Annotated in this window: 14 protein-coding genes; 5 read left to right on the forward strand and 9 right to left on the reverse strand. The window is 35.8% G+C overall.

Going from position 1 to position 12,305, the window contains the following annotated elements:
* Window positions 1–19: 19 nt before the first annotated feature.
* The 5 genes from U6A24_RS17500 (at window position 20) to U6A24_RS17520 (ending at window position 2,697) form a co-directional block, all read left to right on the forward strand.
* Window positions 20–382, forward strand: a complete 363-nt coding sequence (locus U6A24_RS17500; RefSeq protein WP_324181296.1) for a VOC family protein — start codon at window positions 20–22, stop codon at window positions 380–382.
* 130 nt (window positions 383–512) lie between these two features.
* A complete protein-coding gene (locus U6A24_RS17505; RefSeq protein WP_324181297.1) occupies window positions 513–1,178 on the forward strand; it encodes a DUF2461 domain-containing protein in 666 nt (221 codons plus the stop codon).
* The gene (locus U6A24_RS17510; RefSeq protein ID WP_324181298.1) at window positions 1,178–1,540 is read left to right on the forward strand and encodes a TfoX/Sxy family protein; all 363 of its coding nucleotides are present in this window, start codon (window positions 1,178–1,180) and stop codon (window positions 1,538–1,540) included. The genes U6A24_RS17505 and U6A24_RS17510 overlap by 1 nt, the downstream gene beginning before the upstream one ends.
* 141 nt (window positions 1,541–1,681) lie before the next feature.
* Window positions 1,682–2,257, forward strand: coding sequence for a hypothetical protein (locus U6A24_RS17515; protein ID WP_324181299.1), 576 nt, complete (start codon window positions 1,682–1,684; stop codon window positions 2,255–2,257).
* A 191-nt stretch (window positions 2,258–2,448) separates the two neighbouring features.
* Window positions 2,449–2,697 carry a hypothetical protein gene (locus U6A24_RS17520; RefSeq protein ID WP_324181300.1) on the forward strand — a complete coding sequence of 83 codons (249 nt, stop codon included), beginning with the start codon at window positions 2,449–2,451 and terminating at the stop codon, window positions 2,695–2,697.
* A 272-nt stretch (window positions 2,698–2,969) separates the two neighbouring features.
* On the opposite strand, the gene U6A24_RS17525 is transcribed toward U6A24_RS17520, so the two are convergent.
* The 9 genes from U6A24_RS17525 to U6A24_RS17565 all read right to left on the reverse strand — a co-directional run bounded on the left by U6A24_RS17525 (window position 2,970) and on the right by U6A24_RS17565 (window position 11,946).
* Window positions 2,970–3,863, reverse strand: a complete 894-nt coding sequence (locus U6A24_RS17525; protein WP_324181301.1) for a thiopeptide-type bacteriocin biosynthesis protein — start codon at window positions 3,861–3,863, stop codon at window positions 2,970–2,972.
* On the reverse strand, window positions 3,856–6,099 hold the full coding sequence (locus U6A24_RS17530) for a lantibiotic dehydratase family protein (RefSeq protein ID WP_324181302.1): 2,244 nt from the start codon (window positions 6,097–6,099) through the stop codon (window positions 3,856–3,858). Before U6A24_RS17530 ends, U6A24_RS17525 begins: the two co-directional genes overlap by 8 nt.
* Before the next feature lie 25 nt (window positions 6,100–6,124).
* Window positions 6,125–7,336 (reverse strand): lanthionine synthetase C family protein, encoded by a 1,212-nt coding sequence (locus tag U6A24_RS17535; RefSeq protein ID WP_324181303.1) that lies wholly within the window; start codon window positions 7,334–7,336, stop codon window positions 6,125–6,127.
* Between the two features lie 183 nt (window positions 7,337–7,519).
* On the reverse strand, window positions 7,520–8,740 hold the full coding sequence (locus U6A24_RS17540) for a lanthionine synthetase C family protein (protein ID WP_324181304.1): 1,221 nt from the start codon (window positions 8,738–8,740) through the stop codon (window positions 7,520–7,522).
* 170 nt (window positions 8,741–8,910) lie between these two features.
* Window positions 8,911–9,057 carry a hypothetical protein gene (locus U6A24_RS17545; protein ID WP_324181305.1) on the reverse strand — a complete coding sequence of 49 codons (147 nt, stop codon included), beginning with the start codon at window positions 9,055–9,057 and terminating at the stop codon, window positions 8,911–8,913.
* 80 nt (window positions 9,058–9,137) lie between these two features.
* Window positions 9,138–9,311 (reverse strand): hypothetical protein, encoded by a 174-nt coding sequence (locus tag U6A24_RS17550; RefSeq protein ID WP_324181306.1) that lies wholly within the window; start codon window positions 9,309–9,311, stop codon window positions 9,138–9,140.
* A 207-nt stretch (window positions 9,312–9,518) separates the two neighbouring features.
* Window positions 9,519–9,692, reverse strand: a complete 174-nt coding sequence (locus tag U6A24_RS17555) for a class I lanthipeptide (RefSeq protein ID WP_324181307.1) — start codon at window positions 9,690–9,692, stop codon at window positions 9,519–9,521.
* Between the two features lie 146 nt (window positions 9,693–9,838).
* A complete protein-coding gene (locus U6A24_RS17560) occupies window positions 9,839–11,455 on the reverse strand; it encodes a helix-turn-helix domain-containing protein (RefSeq protein ID WP_324181308.1) in 1,617 nt (538 codons plus the stop codon).
* Window positions 11,456–11,691: 236 nt separating this feature from the next.
* Window positions 11,692–11,946, reverse strand: coding sequence for a hypothetical protein (locus tag U6A24_RS17565; protein ID WP_324181309.1), 255 nt, complete (start codon window positions 11,944–11,946; stop codon window positions 11,692–11,694).
* Between the last annotated feature and the right edge of the window lie 359 nt (window positions 11,947–12,305).

Consider the following 12,305-nt stretch of genomic DNA (forward strand, 5'->3'; position numbering starts at 1 on the left):
TAATCAAAAAATAAACATTATGTCAAATGCTATTAGCTGGTTCGAAATACCAAGTACCAATTTTGAAAGAGCTGTAAAGTTTTATAACGAACTTTTAGACGCCGAATTACAACCTATAGATGCCGAGTTCAAAATGGCCTTTTTCCCTTATAAAGATGGGGGAGTAGGAGGGTGTGTAACGCATGGTAATGGTAATCAACCTTCCCAAGAAGGAACCTTTGCTTATCTTAATGGGGGTGAAGATCTTTCGGTACCTCTGGCCAGGGTAGAAAAGGCAGGAGGAAAAGTATTGATGCCCAAAACATCATTGGGTGAGAATGGATTTATGGCAATTTTCCTAGATACAGAGGGGAATAGAGTTGCCTTTCATTCTATGAAATAAGATTAAAAGATATGATACTGTCATCTTGAGCGTAGTCGAGAGACTTTCATAGGGATCGGCACTTCGACTCCGTTCAGTGCGACGGTATATGTTAAAATTAAGTAACTTCATCATCCAAAGATTTAGGGATATGTCATATTTTACTAAAGACTTTATAGACTTTTTCGCAGCATTGGCAAATAACAATCATAAAGATTGGTTCCATGCCAACAAAAAACGATATGAAACCAGTGTGAAGAACCCATTTGAGAAATTTGTAGAGGCAATGATTCAAGAAATACAAAAGCATGACTCGAATGTACAGATAGGACCCAAAGAATGTATTTTACGTATCAATAGAGACATTCGATTTTCAAAAGATAAATCACCTTACAATCTGCATTATACTGCCTTTATTTCCAGAGGAGGAAGAAAAGACAAAAGTATACCGGGAATCTTTCTGCGATTTTCTCCCGAGATGATCGGTATTATGGGTGGATGCTTTGGCCCTTCAAAAGAGCAACTTCAGAAAATAAGAACTGTAATAAGTGAGAACCCTACTGCATTTCGAAAATTAATCGAAAACAAAGACTTCGTTAAAAAATTTGGAGCGATCAAAGGTGATAAAATGAAACGTATTCCCAAAGAGTGGCAAGAAGTATGCAAAAAAGAACCGCTTATAGCCAATAAACAGTTTTATTTTGTGGCCGAAGAGACGCCCGATCTAATCACTAGCAATACATTGGTCGATGAACTTATGAATTACTGGAAAGTCATGGGGCCTGTAAACGAGTTTTTAACCAAAGCAATATCATAATGGCATATAACGAATTTATAGCAGATCGTATACGACAAGTTTTTAGAGAGAAAAAAGCCAACTTTTATGAGAAAAAAATGATGGGTGGTCTATGTTTTATGGTAGATGATAAAATGTGCTGCGGAATTCACTTTGACAAGAAGAAAGAAATGGATCTTTTAATGGCACGTATTGGTCCTGATGCTGTAGACCAAGCCATGCAAAAAGAGGGATGTCTGCCTATGGATTTTACAGGTAAACCCATGAAAGGCTTTGTATTTGTATCCCCCGGCGGCTTTGATCTGGACAAAGATCTGGAATATTGGATTCAATTATGTCTTGCCTTTAATCCTTTGGCCAAAAAAAGTAAAAAGAGACGGTAGATATTTTATCATTCAGAAAGTGCACAACATTTATAAATCCAAAGTTTAAATTTATAAATGCCAACAAGTTGAGCTTTATTCAGGGCTTTGTTTTAACTAATTTTAAGTATTAATTTTTCTTTAACCTTAAAACCTATAACTATGAAAAATTTCAAGTTGAAACCATTAGAATTAAGCCTTATGACCTTAGTTGTACTATCTGTAATAATAGTATCTTGCAGTAAGGATGAAGTTATCACTAACGAAGTTGAGACCTTGCTCGAAAATCAGGAGCTTAGTATTATACCAGAACAAGAAGCGGGTAAGATCTACTTAAAACCTCCAAAAGGTTTTGAAAACAAAACAGATCTAGAAAAACAACAATTTTTTGATGAATTATCCGAAAAGGATGCTAACGCCCTAGAAGAGAACTACAGAATTTCGGATTTTCTGAAGTCAAAAGGGCTTTTAGAAAAAGCTGAAGCATCATTAAAGGATGGAGAATTGCTAAGCAATATGAATCTAAACAAGTTACTATCCAAGGATCAGTTACAATTGTTGAATAATCACGAGGTGGCGGCTAATAATATGAAGAACCTTTGTCAGTACTATTATACTCAATATTGTACTATTGGATATGCCTGTGACCCTCTTGATTTTAATAGGAAAAGAGTCTTTGCAGAGGTTTGTTTAGGTCAAGTACTATACGGATATTTCTGCAATATTAATTGCAACTAATAATCGTATATTTAATTCAATATCAGGAATAGTTAAGAGCAATGTTGTGATAATATCTAGCAATACCACAGCATTGCTTTTTTTTAATTAAAGAAGGTAATTATATAAAGAAAGGTAAAGCAAAAATTCGAGGCAAATAATTCAATAGTAAATTTAGTTTTAATACCTTCCTTATGGATAAAAAATAACTCATGAAAAAAGAAGAGCTACAAGATTTGACCATTGAGGAACTAAAAAAGAAAGAAACTTCCCTTAAAATGCTTACAGGGCTTTTGGCCGGTATTTTGTTTGTTTTGTTTGTTGTTACCATTTATACATCGGTTAAAAATAAAGAGTTCGATCCAATGCTTATTACAGCTATTGCATTATCGGCGATTATACCTCTTAACTATAAACAAATTAAACAAATTAAGGCAGAGATTAAACAAAGAGAAACTTAAAATCCCCACTATCACTAGTAGGGATTTTGCATGAGGATTGCGTCTGTTTCGGGATAAAAGTATTTTACCTAAGTAACCAAATTTGGCACCTAATTATATTATAAAAACTCAAGCAATTTCAATAACTGCTATTGTTTGTTATGATTTAAAATTTATATGAAAACGATTAAAAAACGTAGAGGTGTGGTTGATTAATCACAAGGGGTTGTGTAAATATACAATTTATTTTGATTTAACAAATACCAAATTTTCTGCGGTATATGTTTTGACTATTATTTTGCCGTTTCTTTTTGTTTAAATTTTCTAATTCCCCAGGCGACTTTGTACGTTCTGTAAAGCAGGTCATACAATACCATCTCATGCAAACGGTTTTTGGATCTGAATAAGCGATTCATTAGCATATGGATATAGCTTCCCATTAACCTATCAATCTCATTGGCATTCATAATAGATAAAATACTATTTACTTCGGCTTTGCCGTTTTCGCTTTTTTGATCCAACACATCAAGAATAGGAGCATAATCGGGGTTGTCTTTTCGTTCGAACACCAAGAACTCTTTAATTTTATCTTTTTCGTCCCTAAATTTTTTATCAAGTTGCTTTTTCAGGAATTTATTCATCCCAAATTCGGCCCCAAATCCTGTTTTGAGTCCTTCGAGCAATTTTAATTTTCGATCTTCGTCGTATCCAAAATCGTTAAGCAAGGCATCTATTGCTCGAACCCCAAACAACCAGCGCAGTTCTTCGCCTTCGTCACCTTCAACCATATCCAAAAAATTGATAATCATGGTGCTATCATGAAAAAATAGCGCTTCAGATTGTTCCATGGTTTTTATACCATATCGTTCAATTTCTCTTTGATACGTGTCTATTTGTATTTTCCAAACCAGATCTTCTTCAATATATTCTTTGATGGCCTCATAGAACGAATTAATGATTTCGGCTACGTTGGCAGGATTTGTATAGTGAAATCGAACACGAATATGAGGTTTGGGATCACTATATCGTATAAAAAACCACTGGTCGATACTTTCGTTTTTAAGTAAGGTTTCGGCAACAGGTTTTATGATATTGGTAAGTACCAAATCCGAGGTTTTGGGCCCAGTATATATTTTATAGTAAAGCCACTCTGCACCAACAATAAAAGATCTTTGGATATTACTCATTATGTGCGGTTGTGTTTTTTAATTTTTTTTCGTTGTAAAAAGAAAAGATCACCTGATTGGTATATGCTTCTCCTTTTTCCTTTATGATACCTTCTTCGGCATGTAAAAACTCTTTTATCTTAAACGAATTTCTTTTCTTTATGGTTTCCAGTAGCATTTTCATCGAAGTGATATTTCTGGTATTTACCAAAAGTTCATTATCACCATCAATTAATAAAATGTACTGCGGTAATTTTTTTGAAACTACAAAGGTGTTTATCCTATCGGTCAGTTGATCGGGAGCATTATAAGTGTCAAGCATGGGTTTAATTTCGTCACTTTTAATATTCCATGTAGCTGCAGAGAATATAACTCCTTTGTATTCTACCCTAGGTAAAAAATCATATTCATTGGCAAGTGGTCCCCAGTTAAAACCTATTCCAGAACGAAGGTTTTGCGTTTGCATATTGGCCAAAAACTGATAAATAGGTAAGGCATTTCCTGAATAATTATGGGCGTTGGTAAGGTGGGGTATCACCTCTTTGTTAAGCTTTTTTGAACGTAATTTTACTCCGCCATGTACCGTTGCCGAAACCATTAAATCATCGAGAGTAAGTTGATTTTTGGTGTCCAAGATAGATTTTGCCAAGTAGGGGATCTCATATTTTCTGAAAGCCGGTCTCATAAGGATATTACCTACCCTGGATTCTGGCAAATGAACAATTTCTGCTAGAATTTTATCGGGATTTTCTTGTTGTTCTATGTCAATTATGGCTTGAGTATATGTATTCAATGCTTCATCGCCATGACAAAAACGCCCTAATAAATTTGCAGCACTAGACCCACCGGCACTTGATAAGATAATTTTTTCTTCGCCATCAATTTTTACAATTTCGGTCATTGTTGAAATTGTGTCGGGTAAATCATCCCAGTTTTCTTCGAAGTCTTCAAAATCTTTGTCTGTTAATATGATACTATTTTGATTTTGTTCAATACAACGAACCAATTTTTTCTGAAGTATCGCATCAACAGGTGACCACCGTATCTCTCGGGCTACTTTGCCATTGTTTTTTTGTGGCAGGACCAAATCATCTATAATATTGCTTACATCACCCAATCCCTGGTTTTGTAAAAAACCTACACCAAGTTCTACATCGAGCGCTTTGGATAAAGGTACTTCTCTTTCTTCGTATCGTTCGTAAAAGGCAGATTTAAAAGAAGAGATCAAGGTTTCTTTTGGTGGCAACGTAATTCTATTAAGTAGCGTGAGTGCTTTTTGAACTTTATAGAGCCATTTCTTTTCGAGGGTATTTACCTTTGGAGAAAGCGACATATCGGTTTGAAACATGTATTTAAGTTCAAAACCAACGTCCAATTTCTTTAGAGATTCACTTAACGCGATATAATGTTCGGCTTCATTGCCTATAGCTGAATCCAATTTTTCAAGCGTAGCTTGCGTTTTTTCAAGTTCGGTGATAAGCTCTTGAGTACCTTTTAATTTACGCAATACAGGAAGTATTTGATCCATAAACTCTGGTCCCGAAACAGAAGGTTCTAATTCACTAATGAGTAACTGACTCTCGACTAGTTGATGAATAAAATCGGTGGCCTCTTCTATAGTGATTTCATCATCGACCAATATCGCTGCCAGGTCACTTAGTAAAGCTCCTTGTTGTGCTTTATCAATAACCTCTTGTAGATAATCAGAATGTTCTACACCTACAATATGATGTATTCTTCGACTGTTTACATAGGTATACTCTACATACCGTAACTGGTGCCCCGTTTTGTAGATGCTTGTATTTGGAAAGAAAAGCAACTGATCTCGTATGGCTTCATTTTTAACGATATCCTGGGACAGAGCCACAAGATAATTCATGTCCAATCTTGTATGCCTTTCATTTTTTGATTTGTCCTGAAGCTCGATAGTCGTTTCATCTGAAAATTCTCCTACAGATGTTCCTGCAAAAAGTCCAAAAGGAGTACATCTTGAGGACATACGACTTATATACTTAAGCACAGAATACATCATTCTATCCGATTTGTCACGATCTTTGATATCTCCTCGAAGCCACTTTTCGAACTCTGAATATAAAGCGGGCGATGCCAAAAAAATAGCTTCTTTGATAATTTTATCTTCACAAACCTTGCGCAAGGCTTCTTCTTCCAAAATAGTATCTTGCGTGAGCTTTTGATAGAAGGAAAACGAAAACAACGGGGCACGTAAAACGTATTTAGGAAAATTCTTGTAAATCATAATAGCTGTACTGTACGGGTTTGGATTAGCCAATCATTAAACATTCGTCCCATTTGGTATCAAAAGTAGCCAAAAAAGAAATGAGAACAAGTCCTATCCCGGCAATACCCTCGAGTACATTGGATTCTTCTTTCCATTCTTCTAGATCGCCTCTCCACTGCAGGTAACCGGCATTTCCTTGATGTTTATCCATTTTTAGTGCTTGCTGCATCCAATAATCTGCCGTTTCCTTAAAAACAGGATCTTCGGTTTCTTTATGCATACGATCAAATATAGCGGCAATACCAAAAGAACCATGACACAGACCCGCATCCTTAATTCCGGCTTCTACCAAGTCTTTTCTTTTGGTCGCATGTTTTATGGTTTTAACCGCTTCTTCTTTATAAGCAGTATTATCCAATGCTTTTCCGGCTTGCCATAAAGAAAGCCCAATCCCAAGATCGCCATAACACCATGCTAATCGAGATTTTGAGTTTTTTTCCATCCCTTCGTGTATCCAACTTGGATATAAAGAGGCCAAACCGAGATCATCATTTTTTTGATTACGTATATACCTAACTGTATCTACCAATAGATCGCGTACTTCGTTCTTGAAGTCTTCGTAGGCATAAACTCTGCTCAAGAAATTAACAATACTCGATAAACCATGAGATAGGCTCAAGTTAACACCAATAAGATCATCTTCTTTGGACAGGGTGGTTTTCCAGTAAGTTCCTTGATCACTACTTTCTGAGGTGTCTTTTAATGCCGAAATTAAATAGGAAAGATATTCTTTATATCTGTTTTTTAAATCGGCCGATACTGTATTTCGATACCTTTTTAAGAAGTAGTATCCATATCCAATGGCGCCGTGTAAAAAATCATAATTTCCATCCTTCATATTTTCTTTCATCGACCTAAACAAGAATTCGTCCAGATCTTCCAAAAGTTCATCATTATCAATATCTATAAATTCCTCTTCATTAAGTAATTCGATCACCCATCCAGCTCCTGCGATCCCTGTACAAAAGGTAGGGAAGGTATAGCCCTCATTTATGCCTTGTATAGTTTTAGTAATAAGATCAACACCGTGATCTGCAGGTTCTTCTTCTTCAATTAACTTGGAATAATAAAACTGAAATAAAGAGATGCCAGAAATACCTGCCAAAACCCCGTGATGCTCATTTTGAACATCTATGTCTTTTAGGATATCATAAATCTCCTTTAATTTTTTTTCTAATAAGGACCGATCAAGCATGGGTATGAAAAGAGTAAGTGAGTTAAAATTCTATCTAAAAATGTTTTGTGTAATAATTTTGATGACAATATAGAATACATAACTGCAAATGAAAAATATTTTAAGATCATATTAAACAAATTAGGTCATAAAAAAAGCGCTGTGAGTCACAACGCTTATACTCGCTTATATCTTGGCAAATATTTATCCTATTAACAAGCATTGATCCCATTTGGTTTCAAAAGGAGCCAGATAAGACAATATAGAGAGACCAATCCCGGCGGTACCTTCCAAAAGATTAATTTCTTGTACCCATCCCGGATTGTCGCCACCTTGCCATTTTAGGTATCCAGCATGGCCAGTAGCATGTACTGACATATTCAAAGCCTGATCCATCCAATATTCGGCAGTTTCTTTAAATAGTGGTTCGCTACTCTCTTTATACATATAAGTATAGATATGCATTATACCCAAAGCACCATGACACAAACCAGCATCTTTGACCCCAGCTTCTTCAAGATCTTTCCTTTTGGCGGCATGGCGTAACACTTGCAACGCCACGTCTTTGTATTCTGTGGTGTCCAATTGTTTTCCTGCTCTCCAAAGGGTCATGGCGATGCCAAGATCTCCGTAGCACCAGGCCAGGCGTGAACTATCGCTTGGATCATTATTGGTAGTAACCCAACTGGGAAAAGAATAGGTTTTATACCGGTCTTCATTCTTAAAACCTAAGATATATCGAACCGATTGATGTAACAACATTTCTACCTTGTCTTTAAATGCGTCATGTGCTGCCAGTCTTGATAAAAAGTTAATGATACTGGTATTGCCATGAGCCAGGCTTAGATTATAGCCTTTTAGATCTTCTTCACGAATAAGATAAGATTCCCATTTGGCAGTATCATCTTCGATATCACTTCGATCCTGTAACAAGACAATGATATCGTTTATGATTTCCTCGTACTGCCGTCGTAGCTCATTGGATTTTGTGTTGGTATATCTTTTCAGGAAATAGTATCCAACACCCAAAACACCATGCAAAAAATCGAAGAAGTTTTGATCGTCTTGCATATGCTTGATAGATTGTACCAAAAAACCATCTAGTGTAGATAGTAATTCATCGCAATCCAGGTCGATAAGATCCTCTTCTTGCAACAGATCTATAACCCATCCTGCACCGGCAATACCCGAGCAATAGGTATGAAAGTTGTACCCGTTATTAATCGCTTCGATAATAGATGACAAAATCTCGACACCCACATCGGCAGGTTTCTCATCTTGTAAAAACTTGGAATAGTAAAACTGAAACAGGGCAATGCCGGCTCTGCCCGATAGCACCCCCATTTCATTGGTGTTTTGATACTCTTGCTGTAATGCCGAGCTAATTTCTTCTAACTTTTGTAATAAAAGTTTTTCCTGGTTCATTGGTATCATGTTTCTGAACATAAAGTACTAAAAGCTGCCCAAAGCAGGCAGCTTTTACCCTTAAAAGAATTGTGTTTCAACTAAAACCCCACCTCAAAAAGTAGCACCTCAAAAAGTAAACTTGGAAAAATGAAAAATAAAGCGGTGCTACCTTTGAAAAAGAATTTTTTCTAGAAACACTGCATTCCAGGAGGTGGACATGAGTTTAATGCTCCCTGTGTTGGGCAACATGCAGAATGTCCTCCTTTAATCTTGTTTAACTTAAAATTGGTAATTACGTCTTTTTTAAGTTCTAATTTTTTTAATGATTTTTTCATGATATTTAATATTATGTTATAAGGCCGTCCTAATACATTTTTATATGTATAGAACTTTACTTATTGATTTTACTTTATTATTAATAGCACTGTACTCCTGGAGGTGGACACGTATTTAAGGGTCCGTTGGTGATGCAAAAAAATGTGTTTCCAGGACCGCCACCATGCACTGGGCATCCTCCTTTAATTGTTTCCTGCTCGAATTTGGTGATCACTTCTTTTTTAAGCTTTAGGCTTTTCAATGATTTTTTCATGTGAATATATTTTTATGAACTACCTACTCTGTTGTTAAGGTTTTCGGCTTCCCCTTATTGTTGGCAAAAAGATCGTGTTGATCTCACCTTAAAAGTAGCCGGTTATCTATGAGCAGAAAAACAAAGCTTCCCCAGATTAAACAAAATTAGGGCATAAAAAAACCTGTAGATGCTACAGGTTTTTTTATGCTATTATTTACAAGGTTATTAATAAAGTTGAACACAGGGTCTGCCGTGACCTGGAGAGGTGGCTCGGCAATGTCCAAGTTCCTCTGTTGCAGGCGTACTACTACCACCTTTTACAGCATTCATAGTGTCTACGGTGATTTTTGCTATGGTTAATTTTTTGAGATTGATTTTGTTTGATTTGCGTGTTTTCATTGAGTTATAATTTAATTGATAATTCCCGATATAGATAGTCAAACTTGTGCAACTACCCATACATTTTGTATGTTATATTTTGAATATACTTTTTTAAGATCACTCGATACAATACCATTACCCTAATTTGTTTAAAATAGGGTGGTTTATGCTACACTTTCCAGCGTTTTTTCCTGCTTTTGGATGTTCTTGATATAGTACGATGGATTTAAACCTGTTTTTGCTTTAAAATGTTTGGCAAACGAGTAGTCACTTTTGTATCCTATCTCGGTAGCAATAGATTTTACTGAAAAGGATCGGAATTTTTTGTCATTCTTGATACGCTTTAATACATAATCGATGCGCAGATCATTTATATATTCGTTAAAATTTTTCTCGCGATGTATGTTAATGATTTTGGATAGATAGGTAGCATTGGTTTTTACTTTTTTGGCGACCAATCGCAGGCTACAATCCGATCGTAAATAGAATTCCTGCGTTTCAAGTTTGGATAGTCCTTTTAGTACTTCGTGTACCTTATCATCATCGATAACAATCGCTTTTGTGGTCTCTTTTTTATCAACTATTTTTTGTTCTTTGGCTTCAAGCGTATTAATTTTTTGTACCAAATCGTTAAACAACACTTTATTGGATCGTTGTTTTTTACTATAAAAAAGACTGCCTAAGAGTACGATCAAAAAAAGTATCGTTGCTATGATATATGCATATTTTTTGACACGCTCACTTTTTTCTTGCTCACTTTGCAAATTGGCAATACTGCCTTTTAAAATCTGGGCCTCTTTTTCATAGATCCTATTGATAATCTTATCTTTTCGTTTTTGAAAATCTTCAGAAAGCATCATGTATTTGTTATTCCAATACAGGGCCTTTTCAAAATCTCCCTGCTTGCCATAACAATTGGCCAGTAGCAAATGCGATTGTAGTACCGGGAGTTTAAACAGGTCATTCCCTTTGGAGTTATCAATATTACTTTGTAATCGCTTTATCGCTTTAGTATATAACCCTTGTTGGTAGTAATTGCTTGCCACAAAATAGCTGGCATTTACAGTGGGATAAAACCTGTTTTTAATGTCGTGATTTTGTAGCAACTCTTCTGCCTTAAACAAATAATCTAGAGAAGCTTTATGTTGTTCTCTATTATAGTATACCACTGCCTTTTTGATATTAAGATCTATTAAGCCTTCTTTATACTCCAGTTCTTTACTCAACGCAATCCCTTGGTCTGCATAATGCATTACAGAATCGTATTGCTCTGTATCTAGATATACCTCTATACCTGTTGTTATGACACTTACATGAGTTCGCGTATCTTTAAAAGAAGTGCCGTCGACAGATTGGAGCATTTTTTGAGAAAGCTTGAGTGCCTTTTCATATTGATTCGTTTTCTTGTATACCAAAACAAGTCCTGTACCAGTAATTAATTCACGTTCAAAATTGTTAAGGTTTCGTGCAATTTGTAAGCTCTCATAATAGGCATCCAAAGCTTTTTGATTTTGATCGTTCATTACATATGAATTACCCTTCATATTCGTAGCCATGCATACGAGCATATCATCTTTTAATTCTCTGCCAATTGCTTCAACTTTGTTGAATAATTCGATACTTTTCTTGTAATCTTCCGCAAAGTATAGTGATTTAGCTTCTTTATAAAGTTCCTCGGCTTGCTCGATTGTATTTTCTTGAGCCGTTATATTTTGGTAAGGTAGTATCCATAAAAATAAACCAAGATATCCTACTAAAAATCGAATGTTCACGCCCCCCATCCTATTGTATTTTGTGTGATTACCCAAAAGTAAGCATTCATTTTTAAATATGAAGGGTTTGGGGGTTGAGGTTCGCCTTTGAGGTAGTTAGTTCGTCGGGCTTCGAGAGCCTCAGCCCTCGATTGCGTTTCGAACCCTGAGGTCTCAAAAAGTTATCTTATCGTCTACTTCGATATGCAAAGTAAATGTCTTAGAGGTACTTCTAGACCGTAACAAGGTAGCTCGAAGCATCAAAATTACAGCTCGAAGCACCTATATAGGTGCTTCGAATTATCAAAAAGGTAGTGCGAAGCGATACCAAGGTAATTCGAACCACCTTTTTTTGGATCGGCACTTATCTGTTTATCAAAAATAATCGGTAAACTATCGCCTCGAAGCCGTAATGGATCAAAAACAAGGATCAAAAGATCAAAACGAAGCGGCAAATTATCGCGTGCAAGCGCCAAATTATCAACTCGAACCACCTCGGCGCGGCCTCGACCCCTTACCAAGATGGGTACTCCTTTATATAACCCCGATAGTCTACGGATTTAAGGAACATTTCCGTCTTTACTTTGATATTATATAAAAATTGATAGTTTTTATATTTAAAAAGAAGAAGTAGAATTGATGTTAAGTGTTGACAGGGTAAAAGAAAATGGAAGATACATGACATACCATTTTTCTCGTGTAATAAATATTTCAAATACTCGAAAAGTTATGCTATCGTTTATCTCTGTAAACAGTACAAAATGTAAAGGAGGAAAAGGGGTTGGACAGGAAATCCTTTACATTTTTGATTACAAAGGCAATGAATGGGTTTTAAGTGATAAAAAATCAATAGCTATTTACTAGATGATGATTGCCTATA

The organism is Aquimarina gracilis, assembly GCF_035285365.1.
Classification (GTDB): Bacteria; Bacteroidota; Bacteroidia; order Flavobacteriales; family Flavobacteriaceae; genus Aquimarina; species Aquimarina gracilis.